The following is a 21,093-nucleotide window of genomic DNA, read 5'->3' on the forward strand; positions in this document are numbered from 1 at the left end:
TCACGGACGCGGAAGATCCAGCGCCACCATTTCCTGCTCGATCGCATTGGCCGCGAAATCGACGCCGCGGGAACGCAATTCGTGAACCCTGCGCTGTAATGCCTCGATGCCACCAGGTTGGGCCGCGATATCGGCCACGCTGATCCGCCCCACCGGCCGGTGCATACTGTCCTGCCCGTACGCCACCGTGAAACCTCCTGCCCTGCACGCTCGCGTTCCCACCTCCCGGCGGATTCGGCGCAAGCCCCGTGGCCACCGGGAACGCTGGCAGCATGTTACCAATGATTCCGATGGGACGTCCGGCCTGTGTGTGCTGAGTCACACCGTCCGTGCGGCCCGGTGATTCGCCATGTTGTGCACGTATACCGCGCCGTTGAGCCGGATCCCGTCCTGCTCGGCCTCGCTCAGCTCGCGGCGCACCTTGCCCGGCACGCCCGCGACCAGGGATCCGGGCGGGATCTGCGCGCCCTCCGGAATCAGCGCATTGGCCGCGATGAGACTGCCCGCGCCGATCACCGCGCCGTTGAGAACGGTCGCGCCCATGCCGACCAGGACATCGTCGCCGACCGTGCAGCCGTGCAGGATCGCGTTGTGCCCCACCGAAACTCCGCTGCCGACGGTGAGCGGGAAGCCAGGGTCGGCGTGTAGTACGCAACCGTCCTGGATATTGGTGCGCTCGCCGATCGCGATGGCCTCCATATCGCCGCGGATCACCGCGCTGTACCACACGCTGACCTCGGCGGCGAGCGTCACGCGTCCGATCACCGTCGCATTGGGCGCGAGCCAGGCGCCCTCGTCAATTTCCGGCGTGAACCCGCCTACCTCGAGCTGCATAGCTAGAACCTAGCGGTACGGCCGGGTGCCCCGGTCATTCGGCTCCGCGAGATGGAACAGCGCGCGATGGGCGGCCGGGCTGGTGCCGAGGATGCGGTGGAAGTGGTGGCGCAGGCTGACGGCGGTGCCGAATCCGGTTTCCGCGGCGATGCGGTCGACGGTGTCGTCGGTGGATTCGAGCAGCAGGCGGGCGCGGTCGGCGCGCTGGTGCAGCAGCCACTGCTGCGGGCTGTCGCCGGTGCGTTCGCGGAACCGGCGGGTGAAGGTGCGCCGGGACATGAGCGCGACCGCCGCCCAGCCGTCGAGGTCGATGGGATCGCCGAGATGTGTTCTGGCCCAGACCATCGCGCGCTCGATCGGGTCGTCGTCCGCGGCGTCGGGCACCGCGACGGGAATGTATTGCGCCTGAGATCCGCTGCGGTGCGGCGCGGTGACCAGGGAGCGGGCCAGCTCCGTCGCGGCCCGGCTGCCGAGGTCGGCGCGCACCAGGTGCAGGCAGCAGTCGAGTGCGGCGGCGACGCCCGCGGAGGTGACCACGTCGCCGAGATCGGTCCACAGCGTGTCGGCGCGCACCCGGACCGCCGGGTAGGCGCGGGCCAATTCCGTCGCGGAGGCCCAGTGGGTGGTGATTTCGCGGCCGTCGGCCAGGCCGCTGGCCGCGATCACCCAGGCGCCGAGACACAGTCCGACGATGCGGGCGCCGCGGGCGTGTGCGCCGTGCAATGCGGCGCGCAGTTCGTCGGAGATATCTTGGCCGCGTGGCCAACTGGGGATCACCACGAGATCGGCGGTGGCGAAGCTCTCCAGCCCGTGATGCACGACGATCTCGAATCCGGCCGGGGTGGAAAGGCTTCCGGGGCGTTCGGCGCAGATTTCGATGCGGTAGGGGGCTTTTCCTTCCACGCCGATGCGTCCGAACACCAGCGCGGGCACGGACAGATGGAACGGGCTGTTGCCGTCGAAGGCGAGTACGGCCACGGTGCGCATGGCCTGATCTTAGCGTTACGCGGCCTGCGGGCCACTTTTGCCGAGGATTCGCCATGGCGCAGGATTCATGTCATGAGTACGAACAACGTCCAGCTGACGGCCCTGCACATCGGCGGGCCGACCCTGCGCTTCGAATACGGCGGGCTGACCTGGCTGACCGATCCCACCTTCGACGAGCCGCGCGACTACCAGGGCGGCGTCACGCTGCACAAGCTCACCGGGCCCGCGGTGCCGGTGGACGAGATCGGGCCGGTGGACGTGGTGCTGCTCTCGCACGACGAGCACGCCGACAACCTCGACGAATCCGGGCGGGAATTCCTGGGCACCGTCGAAACCGTGCTGTCCACACCGGAGGCCGCGGGACGGATGAACGGCGTTCGGGGACTGGCGAATTGGGAGTCGGTGAAGATCGGCGACGTCACGGTCACCTGGGTGCCCGCACTGCACGGGCCGGAAGGGTGCGAGCCTTTGACGGGCACGGTCACCGGATTCGTCCTGCAGGCCGACGGACAGCCCACCGTGTACTTCTCGGGCGACAATGCCTCGGTGGACCTGGTCCGGCAGATCGCCGAGCGGTTCGAGCGGATCGATGTCGCGATCCTGAACATCGGCGCGGCGAACGTCGGCCGGTTCGGCGATATCGATCTGACCCTCAACGGGCGCACCGCGGTCGAGGCCGCCGAACTGCTCGGCGACGCGGCGATCATCGCGATACACGCCGAGGGATGGGCGCACTTCAGCGAATCGCTCGACTACCTGGAACGGAACTTCGGCTACGCCGGACGCGCCACCCAACTGCACGTCCCGCCGCTGGGCAAGGTATTCGCTGTGTGATCCGAATCATCTGTCGTACAACAGTTTTCGTGTGGAATCGGCTGCCTCGGATATCACTTCGGTGATCGGTGTGCGGTCGGGGTATCGGGCTCCGGGGCGATCGTTCGTCCCCGGGGCGGTTGCGCGCCGGGCTCGCGGGTGAGTCGGGGCAATGCGTAGGTCGATGGCGAATCCGATTCCCGGGCACTGCGATACGAGCCCGGCGTGTGCCCGAGGGTGCGGCGGTAGACGTCGATGAATGCGCTCGGGGTCGCCCATCCGCAGCGGTGCGCGACCACAGTGACCGGTACCGCGTCGGCCAGCAGTTGGACGGCGCGGTGCAGGCGCAGTTGGGTGCGCCACTGCGGATAGGTCATCCCGAATTCGGTGCGGAACAGGCGGGACAGGGTGCGCTCGGCCGCGCCGACCCGGTGACCGAGCTCGGCGAGCGACCAGCCGACGGTGAGGTCGTCTTCGATCAATTCGCAAGCGCGGCGCAACCTTTCGTCGGTGGCGACGGGCAGGCGCAGCGGTTGTTCGGTGCTGCGCCTCAGCTGGTCGAGCAGCACCTGCCGCATCCGCCGCAGTTCTTCGTCCGGCAGCGGGCCCGGCATCGAGCACGCGATGATCAGCTCACGCAGCAGCGGATGCACCGCGAGCACCGAAGGCGTTGTGCCGCCTAGGGATTGGTCGAGCGGAAAGGCCACGGTGTGAAATCTGGTCGGGCCGTAGAAGTGGTGTTCGTGCCAGTAGCCCCCGGGAATCCAGATCGCCCGGTCCGTCGGCGCGAGCCAGCTGCCTCCTGCGGTGCGTATTTCGGCGACGCCGGAGCTGAGATAGACGAGCTGATGTTCGGGATGCCGATGCCGCTCGATGCGGTCGCCCGCCTGCACCGTGCGGGTCCGGGTCGCAGCGGGTAGCTCGCTGTTGAGCACCGGCTCGTGGCCGATTATCGACATGAATTGGCATTTTATCGGAAGCCCGCCCAGTCGTTGCCCACCTACGCTCCGATTCGTGGGACGAATGGAGGGTTGGTGATGGCAACACAGGTCGCGGTCACGCCTGCGGCGGGCCGCTGGGCGCTATTGCACCGGATGCGCTACTGGGTGGCCGCGCACGCGGTCGACGATTTCTATCAGGGACTGGTGCCTGCGAGCATTCCGTTCTTCGTGTTGGAGCGGCACTACAGCTACGTCGCCGCCTCCGGGCTCGCGTTGGCGGCGACACTGGGAAGTTCACTGCCGCAACCGATCCTGGGCGTGCTCGCCGATCGGCGTCGACTGCTCTGGCTGGCTCCCGCCGGGATGAGCCTGGCCGGGCTCGGGGCCGGGCTCGCGGGTTTGGCGCCCGGCTATTCGCTGGTGTGGATGTTGCTGCTGCTCTCGGGTGTCGGTGTCGCCGCATTCCATCCGGCGGCGGGCCGGGACGCGCGACGGGCGGCGGGTGCGAGCGCCACCGGAATGAGCCTTTTCGCGGTGGGCGGCAGCATCGGCTTCTTCCTCGCGCCGGCGCTCGCGACGCCAGCGCTGGTGGCCTGGGGTGTCGGCGCGACGGCGATATTCATACCGCCCGCGGTGCTGATGGGATTCCTGCTCTGGCGGCATCAGCTGCGGCAGGTGGAGCAGGCCGCCACGGGCAAAGCCGTCACCGGCCGGGATCGGTGGGTGCCGTTCCTGATGCTCAGCGCGCTCGCGGTGGTCCGGTCGGTCATCGCCTTCGGCGTGAACACCTTCATCGCGCTGTACTGGATCCGGCATCTGGGCGCATCGCAGTCGTTGGGCGGCGTCGCGCTGACGGCATTCCTGGTCGGCGGTGTGGGCGGAACCCTCGCCGGCGGCAGGCTCGCCGACCGGCTCGGCATGCTGCGCACCATTCAAATCGGCAGTGTCGCGGCGATTCCCGCGCTCGTCGCACTGCGCGTGATACCCAATCCGCAGCTGGGACTGGTGTTCGCGGTGCTCGCCGGTGTCGCGACCAATATTCCGTTCGCGGTGCTGGTCAAACTCGGGCAGGACTATCTGCCCAGCCGCCCGGGCACCGCCGCCGGGGTCACCCTCGGACTGGCCATCAGCATCGGCGGACTGGCCGCACCGGTGCTCGGCGCGATCGCCGACGCGCACGGCCCGCAGGCTGTGCTGACTGTGCTGTGCTGCCTCCCATTGGCCGCGATCGTGTTGGCGTGGGTGTTACCCCAGCCGGAACACTGAGGTGCTCGCATCGTGCGTTGCCGAGCTGTGCTGCCTCCCATTGGCCGCGATTGTGCTGGCGTGGGTGCTGCCCCAGCCGGAACGCTGAGGTGCTCGCATCGTGCATCGCCGATCGGGGCTTTGCGCGGTGCCCGCCGCGATGGGCCAGTGTTGTGTATCGCCTCGGGACTGCGATCGTGCTGGCGTGGTCGTCGCATCGGGAGCGCCGTGTCGCTCGCGGCGCGGCGACCCCGCCTGCGCGCGGTGCGCAGAAAAACATCGCTGATGGGACCGGGTGTTGGCAGGGTGCGACACCGGCGCGGCGGTCGTGGCGCGGGGTGGTCCGGTGGTCCACGATGACCGTATGAAAATCGGAGTGCCGCGGGAGGTCAAGGAGCAGGAGTTCCGGGTCGCGCTGACGCCCGCGGGTGCGGGTGAGCTGGTGGCGCTCGGGCACGAGGTTCTGGTCGAAACCGGGGCGGGCGTCGGATCCGGTTTCGCGGACTCGGATTACACCGCGAAGGGCGCGGCACTCGCGGCCGACGCGGATCGGGTCTGGTGGGCCGCGGATCTGGTGTTGAAGGTGAAAGAGCCTATCCCCGTTGAATATTCGCGTATGCGGTCGGAGCAGGTGCTGTTCACCTACCTGCATCTGGCCGCGTCGCGGGAATGCACCGACGCGATCCTGCGCTCCGGCATCACCGCGATCGCCTACGAGACGGTGCGGGCCGCCGATGGCTCGCTGCCGCTGCTCGCGCCGATGAGCGAGGTCGCGGGCAAGCTCGGCGCGCAAGTCGGCGCCTATCACCTGATGGCCCCGCTCGGCGGCTCCGGTGTACTGCTGGGCGGGGTGCCGGGGGTGCGGTCCGCCGATGTCGTGGTGATCGGCGGCGGTGTGGCGGGCGCGAACGCCGCCGCGGTGGCGGCGGGTATGGGCGCGCGAGTCACCGTGCTGGACACCAACCTGGCCCGTCTGCGCGAACTCGACGTCCGGTTCCGCGGCCGGGTGAGCACGCTGGCCTCCAATGCGGCCGAACTCGAAAAGGCGGTGCTGGCAGCCGATTTGGTGATCGGGTCGGTGCTGGTGCCGGGTGCGCGTGCGCCCAAACTGGTCTCGAACGAGCTGGTCGCCGCCATGCGCCCCGGTTCGGTGCTGGTGGACATCGCCATCGATCAGGGCGGCTGTTTTGCCGGATCGCATCCGACAACGCATGCGAATCCGACCTTCCGGGTGGCGGATTCGCTGTTCTACTGCGTGGCGAATATGCCGGGCGCGGTCCCGCACAGCTCCACCGTCGCGCTCACCAACGCGACCCTGCCCTATGTGAAAGCCATTGCGACGCAGGGCTGGAAGGTGGCGTGCTCGGCGAATCCCGAGCTGGCGCACGGGCTGACGGCCGACGCGGGCGTGCTGCGCTCGGTGGAGGTGGCCGCGGCGCACGGATATTCGGCGCCGCGGCCGGTCGGCCTGGTCGGCTGAGCTACCGCGCGTTGAGATACCAGTCGGGGTCGCCGTCGGTCGGCAGATCGCGCAGCTTCTCCGGATTGCGGATGACGTTGATGGCGACGATGCGGCCGCCGTCGACGGTGAACGAGAAAACGCCGGTATGCGTGCCGTCGAACACCACCAGGCCCGGTTCGCCGTTGACCAGCACCGCGCGGCCCCACGCACCCTGAGCGGACGGCGCGTGGTACCAACCGAGCAGCATCTTGGCCACCAGCTCGGCGCCGCGCACCGGCTGCCGGATGGCGGGCACCTTGCCGCCGCCGTCCGCGGCGAGGCTGACGTTCGAGTCGAGCACGCCGAGCAGCGCGCTCAAATCGCCTGAGCGCCAAGCGACCGCGAACGCCGAAACCACCTTCTGCTGTTCGTCCGCCGAGGCGGGGAAGCGCGGCGTGCCCTCCTCGACCCGCTTGCGGGCGCGGGAGGCGAGCTGCCGCACCGCGGCGGGGGTGCGGCCGACCACTTTGGCGACCTCCGGGCCGCTCATGCCGAACACATCCTGCAGCACGAACGCGGTGCGCTCGGCGGGGGACAGGGATTCGAGCACGACCAGCAGCGCGGTGGTGACCCGCTCGTCCTGGGTGACCCGGTCGGCCGGATCGTCGATGGTGGTCACCTCCGGTTCGGGCAGCCATTCGCCGACATATTGCTCGCGGCGGGCACGGGCGGAGCCGAGGTAGTCGAGGGCGAGCCGGCCGGTGACGGTGGTGAGCCAGGCGCGCAGGTTATCGATTTCGCCCGCCTTGCCCGCGTCCTGCTGGCGCTGTAGCCGAAGCCACGCCTCCTGTACGACGTCGTCGGCATCGGCGAGGCTGCCGAGCGTGCTGTAGGCGAGCCTGCGCAGGTAGGGGCGGTGCTCCTCGAACTGGCGGGCCAGTTCGGCCCGATCGGTCGAGTGCGGTCGTTGCTCGGAATTCACTGCTGTCGCCGTTCGTCGTGCCTGGCCTGTCGAGGCCGAGTTTAGGAGTGGGTCATCCGGGTGACGACGCGGGACGGTCCAGTGTGACATCGCGGCCGAAATTCGGTGCGCCGGGTCACATTCGGCCGGTGCGGCGGTTTCTGGTGTGGCATATCACAAAACGGTCGTACGGCTAATAAATCTGGCCATAACCGGCTGGGGAATGAAATGCCGCCCGGTTTGGGCAGCTCACCGGGCCTATCAATTGTTGCCAAATGATAGCCAGGGAAGTTTCACTTGATCCATCACCCTTTGAGGACGCAGCTGGGTTCATCAGCGCGTAGCGAGCGGAAAGTAGAAGAACACCCCCATGAACCTGGCTGGAATTCGCCGAGGAAGTATCGCCGTCGCAGGGCTGGCCACCCTGGTAACGACCGGATTGCTGATGGGCTCCGGCTCGGCCGCCGCCGAGGTGGCCGCCGATAAATCGCGCACGACACAGACCGATGACGGCTGGGATCTCACCGTCACCAAGACCGCCGAAACCCTCGACCGGTACCCCAACCTGGCCTCGACCCCGACCACCCGCGAAGGGTTCGTCTCGCTCAAGGGGATCGCCGAATACCACGGCGCGGGCAAGCACAAGGTGGACGCGGGCGATATCGCGTTCGGCTACCAACTCGGCTGTCAGGTGGATGTGTCGAGCGGCCTGCAACTCGGCCTCGGCTTCTCGTTCGGCCCGAATGTCGGCGTCACCGTCGGCGGGACGCCCGGCGTGACCGTCGGCGGCTCGGCCGCGGTGATCCCGACCATGCAGACCACGTTGAAGCCCGGCACTATCACCACCATTGTCTTCGGCACCAAACCCCTTGCCGGCCAGCGTGCTTCGATCGCGGCCGAACAGGTGGAGATCAAGGTCGACGCCTGCGCGGGGCCGGTGACGCTGCGCTCCTTCGCCACCGCGACCATCAAGACCTCCGCCGCCGACCACGCGGTCACCGTCTACGGTGACCCGATGACGCTCTGAGCGTCCAACCGACCACTCGCGACGCCGGGTAGGGGTACCCGCTACCCTCGCCCGGTGTCTACGGGGACCTCGACTGCCGCCGGGCTGCTGCTCGGCTTCGCGCTCGACCGCGCCTTCGGTGATCCGCGGCGCCGGCATCCGGTGGCCGGATTCGGCACGGCGGCAAGCAAACTCGAAGCCATAACATATGCCGACCGACGGTCGGCCGGCGTACTGCACGAGGCGATCGCGGTCGGCGCGGTCGCCGGACTCGGTGTGCTGCTGCGCCGCGGCGGCATCGCGGCCACCGCGCTGGCCACCTGGACCGTGCTCGGCGGGCATACGCTCGCGCGCACCGGCCGGGCGATGGCCGACCGGCTCGAAGCGGGCGATCTGGCCGGTGCGCGGGCGCTGTTGCCATCGCTGTGCGGACGCGATCCCGACGTGCTCGATGCCGACGGATTGGCCAGGGCCGCACTGGAATCCGTCGCCGAGAACACCTCGGACGCCGCCGTCGCACCGCTGTGGTGGGGTTCGGTGGCCGGGGTGCCAGGGCTGCTCGCATACCGCGCGATCAACACCCTCGACGCGATGATCGGCTACCGCAACGAGCGCTATCTGCGTTTCGGCTGGGCCGCCGCGCGGGTGGACGACCTGGCGAACCTGATTCCGGCCCGGATCACCGGCCTGCTCACTGCGGCACTCGCGCCGTTGATCGGCGGGCGGCCCGCCGATGCGCTGCGGGCGTGGCGGCGCGACGCGGTGAAACATCCGAGCCCGAACGCCGGTGTCGCGGAGGCCGCCATGGCCGGTGCGCTCGGCGTGCGGTTGGGCGGGCGCACCCAGTATCGGTACGGCACAGAACTGCGTCCGACGCTGGGCGACGGTCCCGCGCCCGGTATTTCGGATCTGCGCCGGGCTGTGCTGATTTCGGAGGGGGTGCAGGTGGCTGCTGTTCTCGGCGCGGCGCTTTGGGCGGCAGTTGGATTGTGTCCGTTAGGTGCTCGGATCAACAGGTGAGTGATCGATGCGCCTGATAGGTGGTTGCGCCGCGAAGATGTACGGATCGCCCGAGGTGGCTTGCGGCGTTCCGGTTTCGCATCCGAATGACGCTGTTCCGGCGCAGGTTTCAGCTTCCCGCGCGCGTGGTAGGTGGCGCGGGAAACCAATTGGTGTGCGCGATTCGCGACTTACTTCCGACCGTATCGATCAGCCAGCCGTGTTTCGGTGGCCGTCGGCGCCGGTTTCGGTTCGGGGGCTTGGGGTTCCGGCTTCGGGTTCACGGGTTCCGTTGACGCAGAGCCGGATTCGCCCTTCGCGCTGCCTTTTTCCTTGCGGCGCTCCCGGATCTCCGCGTAGACGAAATACCCGAGCCCGAGCGGTGCCATGATGCCGAAGGCGAGCCACTGCAACCCGTAGGAGAGGTAGGGGCCCGAATCGAGTTGGGGGAGCGGGTCGGGGGTGAAGGCGCCGGGTTGGCCCGATTCGAGTTGCAGGTAGCCGCCGCGGTCACCGCCGGGGAGCGCGGTGAGCGGTAGTTGCAGCGTCGTCATCTCCTGGGTGACGTCGATCGAGTACACCTGGCGGTACCCGTCCTGGACGCTCGGGTCCTTACCGGGAATCACGCCCTCCGCCACCCGGATTCGCCCCTCGATGCGTTGCGGACCCGAGGGCGGGGCGGCGATCTCCGGCGGGCGGGTGCCGTTGACGGCGGCGACGAGACCGCGGTCGACGAGCACGATGCGCCCGTCGTCGAGTTTGAACGCGCCGAGCACCGAGTAGGCGGGCTTGTCGTCGAGATGGCGCAGGCGGACCAGCACCGTGGAATCGGGCAGGTAGGCGCCGTTGGCGGTGACCCGCTGCCATTCGTGCACCTGAACCCTGCCGTCGGCGGCGGCGAGCACGTCGACCGGGTCGGCGTGCACCGAATCGGCGATGAGCTGGTTGCGGTGTGAGGTGGTGGTGTTCTTACCCAGCTGCCACGGCGCGAGCACGGTGAAACACAGGTAGGCGAAGGCGATCACGATGATCGCGAGGATCACCCAGCTGGGGCGCAGCAGGAAGGAGAGTCGGCGCAGCATCAGCGGTGCCCGCCCTTCGTGGTCTCGGGGGTGTCGCCGAGCGCGGCGCGGACCCAGGCGAGCAGGCCGGGCACGGCCGCCTCGATCTGTTCGCGCACCAGCTCGAAATCGGACAGGTCGCCGTAGTAGGGGTCGGGTACGTCGGGGCCGTCGGCGGACGGATCGAAGCTGCGCAGCAGCCGATGCCGGTCCGGCGGGACGCCGAGCCGGGCCAGATCCCGGTCGTGCCCGCGGTCGAGGGCGACGAGCAGGTCGGCGCTGAGATGGTCGACGTCGAGTTTCGCCGCGCTGTGCCCGGTGGGGTAACCGTGTTCGCGCAGGGTCGAATTCGTGCGCGGATCGGCCTCCTCGCCCGCATGCCATGCGGTGGTGCCCGCGCTGCTCACCCGCACCCGGTCGGCCAGACCGGCGCGGTGTAGTTGCGCGGCGAAGATTTTCTCCGCCATCGGAGAACGACAGATATTGCCGGTACACACGAATGACACGTGCAGCTCACCCACGACAGACATTCTGGCCGGTGCCTCTACTACAGCGCCACGTAGGGTGTGCTGTCATGGCAGGGAACAGCGCCGACCACGCGAAGCTGCGCTATCACGGCGATGTCGCGGCCCGGCCGGGACTGCTCGATTTCGCGGTGAACGTGCGCGCCGCCGCGCCGCCGGACTGGTTGCGCGCCCGGCTCGCGGCCCGGTTGGGCGAGCTGGGACGGTATCCCGACGCCGCCGAGGAACTCGCGGCGCGGACGGCGGTGGCGGCCAGGCACGGCCGGACGCCGGAGCAGGTGCTGCTGCTGGCCGGTGCGGCCGAGGGTTTCGCGATGCTGCCGCGGTTGGCGCCCAGGCTGGCCGCGGTGATCCATCCCTCGTTCACCGAACCGGAGCTGGCGCTGCGCGAGGCGGGCATTGCGGTCACCCGGGTGCTGCTCGACGCGCCGTACCTACTCGATCCCGCACTGGTTCCGGCGGACGCGGATCTGGTGGTGCTCGGCAACCCGACCAATCCGACCTCGGTACAGCATTGCGCCGCAACGATTCTCGCGTTACGCAGACCGGGCCGGGTGCTGGTGGTGGACGAGGCGTTCGCCGACGCGGTTGCCGGGGAGCCCGAATCGCTTGCCCGCCGGTCATTTCCGGATGTGCTCGTATTGCGCAGCCTGACCAAGACCTGGGCGCTGGCCGGATTGCGTTGCGGATACTGGTTGGGCGCACCGGAATTGCTCGCCCGGCTGGCACACGGCAGGGCGCACTGGCCGCTCGGCACACTGCAATTGGAGGCGATCGCGGCCACGGCGACGCCCTCGGCCGTCGCCGAGACCGAACGTTCCGCGAAAGTTATTGCGGCCGAACGTGCTTCGATGATCGAGCGCCTGCGTGAGCTGGGTGTCGCGGTGCACACGCCGGCCGAGGGGCCATTCCTCCTGCTGCGGGTGCCGGACGGTGAACTGCTGCGCAAACGATTGATCGACCTCGGTATCGCGGTGCGGCGGGCGGATACATTTCCAGGGCTGGATCAAAATCATCTGCGCGTCGCGGTACGGGACGCGCAGGCGGTGGACCGGTTGATTGCGGCGATCGCAGCGGTCGGTTTGTGATGGTTGTGTTGTCGGCGGCGTCAATCGGAAGGCGGTCGGTCGGAGGGTGTGCGGTCGGTCGGAGGGGTGTGCGGTCGGTCGGAGGGTGTGCGGTCGGTCGGAGGGTGTGCGGTCGGTCGGAGGGTGTGCGGTCGGTCGGAGGGTGTGCGGTCGGTCGGAGGGTGTGCGGTCGGTCGCGGATTGTGCGGTCGGTCGCGGATTGTGCGGTCGGTCGCGGATTGTGCGGTCGGTCGCGGATTGTGCGGTCGGTCGCGGATTGTGCCGTCGATCGGCGATGGTGCCGTCGATCGGAGGGCGGGTCGTCGACGTGGGTGGTGTCGTTGATCGCGGGTGTTGTTGTCGATCAGAGTTGTCGACCGAAATGAACGAAGGAGGCTGAGCGGTGACGACGTTGGGCGAGCTCATCGGCGTACTCGATGCGGCGTATCCGCCGCGGCTGGCCGAATCCTGGGATTCCGTCGGCCTGGTGTGCGGCGATCCGGCGGAGGAGGTGACCCGCGTGCTGTTCGCGGTCGACGCCACCGCGGGCGTGGTGGACGAGGCAGTCACGTGGGGCGCGCAGGCGCTGGTGGTGCATCATCCGCTGCTGCTGCGCGGCGTCGACACGGTGGCCGCCGATACGCCGAAGGGCGCGCTGCTGCACCGGCTCATCCGTGCGGGCTGCGCGCTGTTCACCGCGCATACGAACGCCGATTCCGCCGATCCGGGGGTCTCGGACGCGCTGGCCGGGGCGCTCGGGCTCACCGTCACCGGCCCGCTCGACGCGAAACCCGAGGCGCCCGTTGACAATTGGGTCGTCCAGGTACCCAGCTCGCACAGCGATGCGGTGCTGGCGGCCATGTTCGCCGCTGGTGCGGGCGGCAGCGGCGACTATCGGGACTGTGCGCTGCGGGTGCCCGCGGTCGGACAGTTCCGGCCGATGGCCGAGGCGAATCCGGCGATCGGCTCGCACGGCGAACTGCAGCGGGTGGACGAGGAGCGCCTGGAGGTGATCGCGCCGCCCTCGGTGCGCGCGGCCGTGCTCGGCGCCCTGCGCGCGGCGCACCCGTACGAATCTCCGGCCTATCACATCAGCGAACGCGCGCTACTACCTGCGCCGGTCGGCATCGGCCGAGTGGGCAACCTGCCGGAGCCGGAATCGTTGCGCACCTTCACCGAACGCGTCGCGGCCGCGCTGCCGCCCACCGTGTGGGGCGTGCGCGCCGCGGGCGACCCGGACCGCGCCGTCTACACGGTCGCGGTGTGCGGCGGTGCGGGTGACTCCTATCTCGACACCGTCGCGCGCCTCGGCGTCGACGCGTACGTCACCGCGGACCTACGCCACCATCCGGTCGACGAACGGCTTCGCAGGGGCGGCCCCGCCCTGGTCGACGCCGCCCACTGGGCTACTGAATTCCCATGGTGCGCCCAGGCGCAGAGCGTCGTCGGTAATGCCATGCCGGAGTTGGAGACGCGCGTTTCGAACGTGCGTACCGATCCGTGGACGGTCGGGGCGAAGAGCTGATACCGCGGCCCGGCCGGGTGAGCCCTGAGTTTCCTGGTGTGCGCAGGCGCAGGGTGGTCAGTAACGTGCTGCCGGAGCTGGAGACGCGCGTTTCGAGCGTGCGTACCGATCCGTGGACAGTTGGGGCGAAGAGCTGATGCCGCGGCCCGGCCGGGTGAGCCCTGAGTTTCCTGGTGTGCGCAGGCGCAGGGTGGTCAGTAACGTGCTGCCGGAGCTGGAGACGCGCGTTTCGAGCGTGCGTATCGATCCGGGGTCAGTCGGGCGTAGAGCTGATGCCGCGGCCCCGGCTGGGTGAGCTCGCTGAGTTTCCTTGGCGTGCGCAGGCGCAGCGCGTGGTCCGCAATGCCATGGCGGAGTTGTAGACCCGTGTTTCGAGCGTGCGTACTGGTCCGTGGACGGTTAGGGCGAAGGGCCGCGACCCTGGCCGGGTGAGCCCATTGGCGTGCGCACGCGCAGAAGCGTGGTCTGTAATGCGCTCCCGGAGTGGAGACCTATGGTTTCGAGCGTGCGTACTGATCCATAGACAGTCGGGGCGAAGAGCTGATGTCGCGGCTCCGGCCGGGTGGGTCCACCGAATTCCCTTGGTGCGCACAGGTGCAGCGCGTGGTCCGCAATGTCATCCCAGAGTTGGGGACGCGCGTCTCAACCTTGTGCACCGATCCGGGGGCGGTTGGCTCGAAAAGGTAGTGCGCGGCGTGTCTTGGCGTGTTCGGATCCGATCTGGCGGGTCTGCCGAGTGATGCCGCCGTACCGGGGTACAACTACCGCATGAATTTCCCGGTGGAATTCGGGTTCGTGCAAGTCGGCCTGATTCTCATCATCGTGGTCGGGCTCGCGCTGCTGGTGACGGCGATCCTGCGGGTGCGCAAGGTCGGGCTGCGGGTGCTCATCGGACGCGGCGCGAGCGGGCTGGTGCTGCTGCTCACCGCGGTGGTGCTGCTGTGGGTGGCCACGCTGATGCAGACCTATCTCGGTCTGACCGGCGAGATCAAGGCCGCGCACGTGGTGGCGAGCGCGGTGCCCGGCCAGGATCACCAGCTGAAGATAGACCTCACCCTGTACGGCGACGACGAGCATCCGGAACAGCGCAAGACCTATCAGGTCGAGGGCGATCTGTGGGTGCTGCAGGCCAATATCGTCGAGTTGGAGCCGTGGGTGAACGCGCTGGGTTTCCACTCCGGGTACAAGGTGTCGCGGCTGTACGGCCAGCGGCTGGACGGGGTGGCCACCAGCCAGCACCAGATCTTCCTGAACGGCGACGACCAGGACTTCTTCAGCGATATGCGGTCGGGCAAGTGGTGGACCGATCCGTTCGTCCGCTCGGCATACGGCAATGCGGTGATCTCGATGCCGGGCGATTACGACGTCTATATCTCGCGTGATGCGATCAAAACGCGCGGTGCTGGTCATTGAGCAACGCGTGGTGTCGGCCGTTGATCGGAGCGTCGGCCGTTGATCGGAGTTCCGGCCATTGAGCCCAGTGTCGACTGTTGAGCGCAGTGTCGACTGTTGAGCGCAATGCCGGCCATTGAAATTATGGGTGCCGGAAATTAACTACCGCCCGTGCCGGGTGGCCAGGAGCCGGACGGGTCGGTGCGCGAGGTACGGTTGAGGACCCGACCCGTCCATAGCGTGCAGGAGTTTGTCCGCGTTGAATGTCGAACCATCCGTCCAGGCCAAGCTGCTCCAGCTCGCCGCCGTCGACGCCGAACTGACGCGGATCGCGCACCGGCGCGCCGTGCTGCCCGAGCAGCAGGAGGTGGCGCGGCTGGAAGCCGAGCGCAATGCGCAGAAGGACGCCGCGGTCGCGGTGGAGATCGTGCTCGACGACCTGGACCGCGATATCCGCAAGCTGGAGGGCGAGGTGGACGCGGTGCGCAAGCGCGAGCAGCGCGACCGTGGCCTGCTCGACGCGGGATCGGTTGGCGCCAAACAGTATTCGGATATCCAGCACGAGCTCGGCAGTCTGGAGCGGCGCCGCTCGGTGCTGGAGGACGAACTGCTCGAGGTGATGGAGCGGCGCGAGGCGTCGGCCGCCGATCACGAGCACGCGGGCGCCCGGCTCAGCAAAGCCGAGGCCGATCTGGCCGACGCGGAACGCCAACGCGATGAGGCGCTCGCGGATCTCGAAGTGGCGCAGGGCCGTTGCGACGGCGAGCGGGCCGGCCTGATCGGGCTGTTCCCGGCCGAACTGCTCGCCATATACGACAAGCAGCGGGCCCAGCACGGTGTCGGCGCCGCGCTGCTGCAGGCCCGCAAATGCGGCGCGTGCCGGATCGAATTGGACCGCGGCGAGCTCGCCAGAATCGCCAAGACGGCGCCCGAGGTGATCGTGCGCTGCCCCGAATGCGGCGCGATCATGGTGCGCACCAGGGAATCCGGTCTGTGACTGATTTTTTGGTGGCTGTTGAGAAGAGTCCGGTTCGTGACTGAGCTGTCGGTGATTGCTGAGAAGGAATCTGGTCTGTGACTGAGCTGTCGGTGGTCGTCGAGAAGGAATCCGGTCTGTGACAGAAGTGTCGGTGATCGTCGAGAGGGAATCCGGTCTGTGACTGATTTTTCGGTGGTTGTTGAGAAGGAATCCGGTCTGTGACAGAACTTTCGGTGATCGTCGAGGCCGATGGCGGTTCGCGGGGTAATCCCGGGCCGGCGGGCTACGGTGCGGTGGTCTATGACGCCGACCATGTGCGGGTACTCGCCGAGCGCTGGGAGAGCCTGGGCGTCACGACCAACAATGTCGCCGAATACCGGGGCCTGATCGCGGGTTTGGCGGCCGCGGCCGAGTTGGGCGCCCGCACAGTCGCGGTGCGGATGGATTCCAAACTGGTGATCGAGCAGATGTCGGGGCGCTGGAAGGTCAAGCACGCGGCCATGATTCCGTTGGCCGATCAGGCACGGGCGCTGGTCGCCGGATTCGACCGCGTGACGTTCACCTGGATTCCGCGCGAACAGAATTCGCACGCCGACCGGCTGGCGAATCTGGCGATGGATGACGCGCCGCTGGTCGACGAGGTGCGCGCGGCGAACGGCGCGGACCTGCGCGCCCCGGCCGAAAACCCGCTCATGGCAAGGGAATCGGCCGCTGCGCCGGGTTGGACCGGTGCGACGGGTCGGCCGACCCGATTGCTGCTGCTGCGTCACGGCCAGACCGAATTGTCCATTCAGCGACGGTATTCCGGCCGCGGCAATCCGCCGCTCACCGAGCTGGGCCGGGAACAGGCCGTGCGTGCCGCGAAAATGCTTGCGGCGAAAGGGGATATCGCCGCGATCGTATCGTCGCCGCTGGATCGGGCCGTGGCGACCGCCGAGGCGGCGGGCGCGGCGCTCGACCTGCCGGTGCGGGTGGTGGACGGCCTGATCGAAACCGATTTCGGCGAATGGGAAGGGTTGACCTTTTCCGAGGCGGCGCAACGGGATCCGGAGTTGCACGCGCGCTGGCTCGGCGATCCCGCCGTGGCCGCGCCGGGCGGCGAGAGCTTCGACGCGGTCCGCGAGCGGGTGGAGGCGGTGCGCCGCGATCTGGTGGCGCTGCACCCGGGCACGAATGTCGTTGTGGTGAGCCACGTCACGCCGATCAAAACGTTGTTGCAGCTGGCACTGGGAGTCGGTCCCGCGCTGCTGTACCGTCTGCATCTGGACCTGGCGTCGCTATCCATCGCGGAGTTCTATCCGGATGGCGGGTCGTCGGTGCGATCGGTCAACGACACCTCGTACCTATAGAGCCGTGTGGCGCGCCCCACATTGCTGTAGCCCTGATTCACCAGAAAAACTGTGATAACTGAACACTAGCTGGTTCCGCGTTCCCGGGCTTTCACCTGCCGCTATTCCGCGACCGCGCCTATCTTTGATCTTGCAGGAGATAGCCGCGCGATTCGGGGGGACCGTCATAAGGAGAAGTTGTGGCTAGGACATTCAGGTGGGTCACCGCGGTGACCGCATCCTTCGCGGGTCTGGCCGTGGTGGGCGCCGGGGCCGCACAGGCCGATCCGAGCGCTGTGCTCGGCGGCAGCTCCGGCATCATCTTCGACACGGACGCCGCCTGCTCGCTCACCACGATCGGCCACGACAGGGCCGGCAGGCTGGTCGGGCTGACGGCGGGCCACTGCGCACCCGTCGGCGCGAACCTGATCGCCGAGCGGACCAGGGAGGCCGGGGTGGTCGGCCGGGTGGTCTATTCCGACAATGGCGACGGAATCGATTACGCCGTCATCGAATTCGATCCGGACCGGGTGATCCCGGTGCGCACCGTCGGCCCGACCACCATCGGCGGAATCGGCGCGGCGCCCGGATTCGGCGGCACCGTCTGCGCCAACGGGCGCAGCAGCGGATTCGGCTGCGGTGTGGTGTGGGGCGTGCTGGACGGCACCACGATCAACCAGGCATGTTCACGGCCCGGCGATTCCGGTGGCCCGGTCACCGTCGGCGACCGCCTCGTCGGCATGAACCAGGGCAGGCTGACCGGGCTCGGCCCGATCGGCTTCGACGTGCCGTGCACCATCGCCGCCATCCCGTACCACTCGCCCGCCTTCTTCGCCTCGATCGATCAGATCCTGGGTGATATCGATGCGCGCGGGGAGGTCGGCGCCGGATTCCAGCCGATCTGACGAAAACCGTTGTCCGGGTGGATGATCACCCTGCCGCCGTATTCGCCGCCGCCAGCCCGCGCAGGGCGGCGGCGGTGAATTCGTCCAGGGGATAGAACAATTCGATCGCCAACTCGGAGAGGGTGACATCGGCGGGCGCACCGAAGGTGGCCATCACGCTGAACATGGACAGCTCGCCGTGCGGCGTCCGGATGCGCACCGGCACCTCGAACGGACTCGGTTGCGCGTCGGCGTCTTCCGGACCAGTCGGCGGGGTGGGATACTCGGACACCTCGTCGAGCAGCGCGCGCAGTTCCGGATCGCCGGTGGCATCGGCCTGCCGGGTCAGCCGCTCCAGGAACAACTCTCGCACCTGAACCGGATTGGCAAGGCTGCGCGACAGACCCTCCGGATGCAACACCAGCCGATAGACATTCGGCCGCGGCAGCAGCAGGTGCTCCGGAATGCCCTGCATCAGTATGGACATCGCGGAATTGCCCAGGTGCACGTCCCACCGCCGGTCGACGACCACCGCCGGATACGGTTCGTGCGCGGCCAGCATGGTGTCCAGCGCGCGCCGGGCGGCGGCCAGACCCGCGTCACCCAAACCGGATTCGCGATAGGCGGGTGCGTAGTCGGCCGCCAGCAACAGCGTATTTCGTTCGCGCAGCGGCACATCCAGCGCCTCGGACAGCCGGAGCACCATCGCTCGGCTCGGCTTGGCCCGGCCGGTCTCCACATAGGACAGATGCCGCGCCGAGGTGTCCGCCGACAGCGCCAGATCCAGTTGGCTCAGCCTGCGCCGCTGCCGCCACTCGCGCAGCAGCGGGCCGATTCGCGACGGGTTCTGCATGGATGCCACCTCACCAGGCTAATCACCGGCAACGACGCCCGGCCATGACCTCCGAGGTTATTGAGACGCATACCGCACGGCGGCAGGGTGGATCACGGGCGGCTGATCTTTCAGGCCAACCCGGCCGAAGGAGAGTTCTGGGTGATTTCGACGCCCAGGGCTCGAACTCCCGCCAAGAAAGGTATGGAACCAGATGAGCACATCGACGATGCGGGCCCAGCCGCTTGCTATCCGCGGCGAGCAGGGGTTTCTGCGCATGGCGCTGCGGACGGACGGCTGGGGCACCGGCGCGTTCGGCGTGGTGCTGCTGGCTGGGGCGGTCGCGCTGCGTGATCCGCTCGGACTGCCGACGGCGTGGTCGATCCCGTTCGGCGTCGCCATGGTCGGCGGCGGTTTGGCGTTGCTGCTCATCGCCGGTTACCCGGTGATCGCGGTGCGGCAGGCGGCCACGGTCGTCGTGGTGAACGCGATATCCGCGGTCGGCATGGTGGCACTCGCGTACTCGGGCCTCATCGACCTGACCGGTCTCGGCGTCGCCTTCTGCTGGGTCGGTGCCGCCGTCGTCGGCGCCTTCGCCGCCCTCGAGTACACCGGTCTGCGCAAGCTGCGCGCCTGATTATCTGGAAGGTCGAAACATGATGTACGACAACACGATCGAATCCGGCGATCGCGCGGCGCTGCTAGCTCTGGAACGGGCTCAGGCGGCGGCATGGGCGGCGGGCGACGGCGCCGCCTTCGCCGCGACCTGCACCGAGGATGTCGACTTCGTCTCCGTTATCGGCGAATTCATCAGGGGCCGAAGCGAACTCGCAAAGGTGATGCAGGATGGCTTCGATGGCTTCATGAAGGGCACCCGCTGGTCGGAACCGCGCGAGGTGACAATCCGCTTCCCGGCACCCGATCTCGCGGTGATGGTGACCAACGGCGTCTGCGTGCTGCGTGATGGCGCCGAAACGTGCCGCCCGGAAGACCTTTCGATCCAGACGAGGACCGCCGTAAAGGCGGATGGCAGCTGGCTGTTCACTTCATTCCAGAACACACGCATCCGGCCATCGGGGCCCGCCTGATCCCTGTGCGCTGAAAACCGTTGGTGCACTGGCCTGGAACCGTCGTACGATCCAGTATTCCGAGAGCGAGGTGCGGTGGACAGTTCGGTGATCGGCATCAGGCGGCTCGGCCCGGACGAGTGGGCGACCTTTCGCCGGTTACGGCTGCTGTCCCTCGCCGATGCGCCACACGCCTTCGGTGCGACGCTGGCCGAGGCGCAGCGGCGCACCGAGGCGGGGTGGCGGGCGCTGTTGGCCGGGCGCGTCCAGTTCGTCGCGACCGTCGACGGTGCCGAGGTCGGCACGATCGGCGGCCTGGCCGATCCGGAACGCGATGGGGCACACCTGATTTCGATGTGGGTGGCGCCCGGGGCGCGGGGGACCGGTGTCGGTGACGTCCTGGTGCGCGCGCTGGTCGACTGGGCCAGGGGAGCGGGATATCGCAGGGTATGGCTGGAGGTTGCGGAGGGGAACGTTGTCGCCGAAAAGCTTTATCTGCGAAATGGTTTCGCGCGCACCGGGGTGCGATCAATCATCTCGCCCGCGAATCCGCGCCCGGAATTCGAGATGATGCTGGAGTTCTGAGCCGAGCTCGGGAGGATGTGGATTCGGCCGCGCTGACCGACGCCGATGCTCGGCGCGCCGCGGATCGGTTCAGTCGCCGCGGCGTTCGTGCAGCAGCAGGAGGGTGTAGGCGGCGACGGTGTGCGAGTCGGTGATTTCGCCGCTGGTCAGCATCGCCTCGACCGTCTCCCGCAGGAACCAGGCCGAGCGCATGTCCTGTTCGGAGTGTTCGCGTTCGGGTGCGCCGTCGGTGAGGTCGGTGGCTAGATAGATCCAGCCGCGCTGGCTGCTCATACTCGGCGCGCTGTCCACCGTGCCCAGGTGGATGAGGCGCCCGGCGCGCAACCCCGTCTCCTCGCGCAATTCGATGTGTGCCGCGGTGACCGGGTCGTCGGCGGGGCAGGAACCCGCCGGGAACTCCCAGCGCCGCAGCCCGAGCGGATATCTGAACTGTTCGACGAGATGAAACATGTTGTTCCGCAACGGGATGATCATGGCGAAGTCGGGGAGATCGACCACGCCGTATATCCCGGTCGAATCGTCGGCCCGGCGCACCACGTCCTCGCGCACCGAAATCCACGGATTCGAGTACATCGTCTGCGATCCGAGCGTCTCCATGGCTCGATACTGTCGGAGATCGCGC

Annotated in this window: 23 protein-coding genes; 14 read left to right on the top strand and 9 right to left on the bottom strand. The window is 68.3% G+C overall.

Annotated features, from left to right (window positions below):
* From F5544_RS14630 to F5544_RS14640, 3 genes are all read right to left on the bottom strand, one after another.
* Entirely contained in the window at nucleotides 1-186 is a 186-nt protein-coding gene (locus tag F5544_RS14630; RefSeq protein ID WP_167473706.1) for a hypothetical protein, read from the bottom strand.
* A 132-nt stretch (nucleotides 187-318) separates the two neighbouring features.
* Nucleotides 319-834 (bottom strand): gamma carbonic anhydrase family protein, encoded by a 516-nt coding sequence (locus F5544_RS14635; RefSeq protein WP_167473707.1) that lies wholly within the window; start codon nucleotides 832-834, stop codon nucleotides 319-321.
* A gap of 9 nt (nucleotides 835-843) precedes the next feature.
* Nucleotides 844-1,821: a GlxA family transcriptional regulator gene (locus F5544_RS14640; RefSeq protein WP_167473708.1), complete on the bottom strand. Its 978-nt coding sequence runs from the start codon at nucleotides 1,819-1,821 to the stop codon at nucleotides 844-846.
* A gap of 72 nt (nucleotides 1,822-1,893) precedes the next feature.
* On the opposite strand from F5544_RS14640, the gene F5544_RS14645 reads away from it, so the two are divergent.
* Nucleotides 1,894-2,655, top strand: coding sequence for an MBL fold metallo-hydrolase (locus F5544_RS14645; protein ID WP_167473709.1), 762 nt, complete (start codon nucleotides 1,894-1,896; stop codon nucleotides 2,653-2,655).
* Nucleotides 2,656-2,708: 53 nt separating this feature from the next.
* Here the strand turns inward: F5544_RS14645 and F5544_RS14650 are convergent, their stop codons facing one another.
* The gene (locus F5544_RS14650) at nucleotides 2,709-3,593 is read right to left on the bottom strand and encodes an AraC family transcriptional regulator (protein ID WP_167473710.1); all 885 of its coding nucleotides are present in this window, start codon (nucleotides 3,591-3,593) and stop codon (nucleotides 2,709-2,711) included.
* 78 nt (nucleotides 3,594-3,671) lie between these two features.
* Here F5544_RS14650 and F5544_RS14655 point away from each other — a divergent pair, with 78 nt between their 5' ends.
* Complete coding sequence (locus tag F5544_RS14655; protein WP_238847242.1) at nucleotides 3,672-4,841, top strand: MFS transporter; 1,170 nt, start codon at nucleotides 3,672-3,674, stop codon at nucleotides 4,839-4,841.
* Between the two features lie 343 nt (nucleotides 4,842-5,184).
* The gene (gene ald / locus F5544_RS14660) at nucleotides 5,185-6,300 is read left to right on the top strand and encodes an alanine dehydrogenase (RefSeq protein WP_167473711.1); all 1,116 of its coding nucleotides are present in this window, start codon (nucleotides 5,185-5,187) and stop codon (nucleotides 6,298-6,300) included.
* Between the two features lies 1 nt (nucleotide 6,301).
* Here ald and sigJ read toward each other — a convergent pair whose 3' ends face one another.
* Nucleotides 6,302-7,243 carry an RNA polymerase sigma factor SigJ gene (sigJ, locus tag F5544_RS14665; protein ID WP_238847243.1) on the bottom strand — a complete coding sequence of 314 codons (942 nt, stop codon included), beginning with the start codon at nucleotides 7,241-7,243 and terminating at the stop codon, nucleotides 6,302-6,304.
* Nucleotides 7,244-7,592: 349 nt separating this feature from the next.
* Here sigJ and F5544_RS14670 point away from each other — a divergent pair, with 349 nt between their 5' ends.
* Both F5544_RS14670 and F5544_RS14675 read left to right on the top strand, forming a co-directional pair.
* Complete coding sequence (locus F5544_RS14670; protein ID WP_238847244.1) at nucleotides 7,593-8,249, top strand: MspA family porin; 657 nt, start codon at nucleotides 7,593-7,595, stop codon at nucleotides 8,247-8,249.
* Between the two features lie 54 nt (nucleotides 8,250-8,303).
* Nucleotides 8,304-9,248 carry a cobalamin biosynthesis protein gene (locus F5544_RS14675; RefSeq protein WP_167473713.1) on the top strand — a complete coding sequence of 315 codons (945 nt, stop codon included), beginning with the start codon at nucleotides 8,304-8,306 and terminating at the stop codon, nucleotides 9,246-9,248.
* 170 nt (nucleotides 9,249-9,418) lie between these two features.
* Here F5544_RS14675 and F5544_RS14680 read toward each other — a convergent pair whose 3' ends face one another.
* Nucleotides 9,419-10,306 carry an SURF1 family cytochrome oxidase biogenesis protein gene (locus tag F5544_RS14680; protein ID WP_167479198.1) on the bottom strand — a complete coding sequence of 296 codons (888 nt, stop codon included), beginning with the start codon at nucleotides 10,304-10,306 and terminating at the stop codon, nucleotides 9,419-9,421.
* 2 nt (nucleotides 10,307-10,308) lie between these two features.
* Nucleotides 10,309-10,818, bottom strand: coding sequence for a low molecular weight protein-tyrosine-phosphatase (locus F5544_RS14685; protein ID WP_167473714.1), 510 nt, complete (start codon nucleotides 10,816-10,818; stop codon nucleotides 10,309-10,311).
* Here F5544_RS14685 and cobC point away from each other — a divergent pair.
* The 6 genes from cobC to F5544_RS14715 all read left to right on the top strand — a co-directional run bounded on the left by cobC (nucleotide 10,788) and on the right by F5544_RS14715 (nucleotide 18,008).
* Nucleotides 10,788-11,900 (top strand): Rv2231c family pyridoxal phosphate-dependent protein CobC, encoded by a 1,113-nt coding sequence (gene cobC, locus F5544_RS14690; RefSeq protein ID WP_275107032.1) that lies wholly within the window; start codon nucleotides 10,788-10,790, stop codon nucleotides 11,898-11,900. The genes F5544_RS14685 and cobC overlap by 31 nt on opposite strands.
* 382 nt (nucleotides 11,901-12,282) lie before the next feature.
* Nucleotides 12,283-13,404 (top strand): Nif3-like dinuclear metal center hexameric protein, encoded by a 1,122-nt coding sequence (locus F5544_RS14695; protein WP_167473716.1) that lies wholly within the window; start codon nucleotides 12,283-12,285, stop codon nucleotides 13,402-13,404.
* A gap of 768 nt (nucleotides 13,405-14,172) precedes the next feature.
* Nucleotides 14,173-14,817, top strand: coding sequence for a hypothetical protein (locus F5544_RS14700; protein ID WP_167479199.1), 645 nt, complete (start codon nucleotides 14,173-14,175; stop codon nucleotides 14,815-14,817).
* 238 nt (nucleotides 14,818-15,055) lie between these two features.
* On the top strand, nucleotides 15,056-15,793 hold the full coding sequence (locus tag F5544_RS14705) for a zinc ribbon domain-containing protein (protein ID WP_167479200.1): 738 nt from the start codon (nucleotides 15,056-15,058) through the stop codon (nucleotides 15,791-15,793).
* Between the two features lie 200 nt (nucleotides 15,794-15,993).
* Nucleotides 15,994-17,124, top strand: a complete 1,131-nt coding sequence (locus tag F5544_RS14710) for a bifunctional RNase H/acid phosphatase (protein ID WP_167473717.1) — start codon at nucleotides 15,994-15,996, stop codon at nucleotides 17,122-17,124.
* Between the two features lie 179 nt (nucleotides 17,125-17,303).
* A complete protein-coding gene (locus tag F5544_RS14715; protein ID WP_238847245.1) occupies nucleotides 17,304-18,008 on the top strand; it encodes a S1 family peptidase in 705 nt (234 codons plus the stop codon).
* Nucleotides 18,009-18,033: 25 nt separating this feature from the next.
* On the opposite strand, the gene F5544_RS14720 is transcribed toward F5544_RS14715, so the two are convergent.
* Nucleotides 18,034-18,840 (bottom strand): helix-turn-helix domain-containing protein, encoded by an 807-nt coding sequence (locus F5544_RS14720; RefSeq protein ID WP_167479202.1) that lies wholly within the window; start codon nucleotides 18,838-18,840, stop codon nucleotides 18,034-18,036.
* A 193-nt stretch (nucleotides 18,841-19,033) separates the two neighbouring features.
* Between F5544_RS14720 and F5544_RS14725 the strand changes: the two genes are divergently transcribed.
* From F5544_RS14725 to F5544_RS14735, 3 genes are all read left to right on the top strand, one after another.
* Nucleotides 19,034-19,456, top strand: coding sequence for a hypothetical protein (locus tag F5544_RS14725; protein ID WP_167473718.1), 423 nt, complete (start codon nucleotides 19,034-19,036; stop codon nucleotides 19,454-19,456).
* A complete protein-coding gene (locus tag F5544_RS14730; protein WP_238847246.1) occupies nucleotides 19,392-19,907 on the top strand; it encodes an SgcJ/EcaC family oxidoreductase in 516 nt (171 codons plus the stop codon). Before F5544_RS14725 ends, F5544_RS14730 begins: the two co-directional genes overlap by 65 nt.
* Nucleotides 19,908-19,982: 75 nt before the next feature.
* The gene (locus F5544_RS14735) at nucleotides 19,983-20,471 is read left to right on the top strand and encodes a GNAT family N-acetyltransferase (RefSeq protein WP_203217563.1); all 489 of its coding nucleotides are present in this window, start codon (nucleotides 19,983-19,985) and stop codon (nucleotides 20,469-20,471) included.
* A gap of 69 nt (nucleotides 20,472-20,540) precedes the next feature.
* On the opposite strand, the gene F5544_RS14740 is transcribed toward F5544_RS14735, so the two are convergent.
* Nucleotides 20,541-21,068, bottom strand: a complete 528-nt coding sequence (locus F5544_RS14740) for an NUDIX domain-containing protein (RefSeq protein WP_167473719.1) — start codon at nucleotides 21,066-21,068, stop codon at nucleotides 20,541-20,543.
* Nucleotides 21,069-21,093: the final 25 nt, after the last annotated feature.

Source organism: Nocardia arthritidis (assembly GCF_011801145.1).
GTDB lineage: Bacteria > Actinomycetota > Actinomycetes > Mycobacteriales > Mycobacteriaceae > Nocardia > Nocardia arthritidis_A.

Coding starts and splice junctions, on each gene's coding strand:
- F5544_RS14725 (WP_167473718.1), top strand. CDS start 19,034: ATGAGCACATCGACGATGCGGGCCCAGCCGCTTGCTATCCGCGGCGAG.
- F5544_RS14700 (WP_167479199.1), top strand. CDS start 14,173: ATGAATTTCCCGGTGGAATTCGGGTTCGTGCAAGTCGGCCTGATTCTC.
- cobC (WP_275107032.1), top strand. CDS start 10,788: ATGACACGTGCAGCTCACCCACGACAGACATTCTGGCCGGTGCCTCTA.
- F5544_RS14740 (WP_167473719.1), bottom strand. CDS start 21,068: ATGGAGACGCTCGGATCGCAGACGATGTACTCGAATCCGTGGATTTCG.
- F5544_RS14720 (WP_167479202.1), bottom strand. CDS start 18,840: ATGCAGAACCCGTCGCGAATCGGCCCGCTGCTGCGCGAGTGGCGGCAG.
- F5544_RS14645 (WP_167473709.1), top strand. CDS start 1,894: ATGAGTACGAACAACGTCCAGCTGACGGCCCTGCACATCGGCGGGCCG.
- F5544_RS14650 (WP_167473710.1), bottom strand. CDS start 3,593: ATGTCGATAATCGGCCACGAGCCGGTGCTCAACAGCGAGCTACCCGCT.
- F5544_RS14640 (WP_167473708.1), bottom strand. CDS start 1,821: ATGCGCACCGTGGCCGTACTCGCCTTCGACGGCAACAGCCCGTTCCAT.
- F5544_RS14685 (WP_167473714.1), bottom strand. CDS start 10,818: ATGTCTGTCGTGGGTGAGCTGCACGTGTCATTCGTGTGTACCGGCAAT.
- F5544_RS14635 (WP_167473707.1), bottom strand. CDS start 834: ATGCAGCTCGAGGTAGGCGGGTTCACGCCGGAAATTGACGAGGGCGCC.
- F5544_RS14670 (WP_238847244.1), top strand. CDS start 7,593: ATGAACCTGGCTGGAATTCGCCGAGGAAGTATCGCCGTCGCAGGGCTG.
- ald (WP_167473711.1), top strand. CDS start 5,185: ATGAAAATCGGAGTGCCGCGGGAGGTCAAGGAGCAGGAGTTCCGGGTC.
- F5544_RS14655 (WP_238847242.1), top strand. CDS start 3,672: ATGGCAACACAGGTCGCGGTCACGCCTGCGGCGGGCCGCTGGGCGCTA.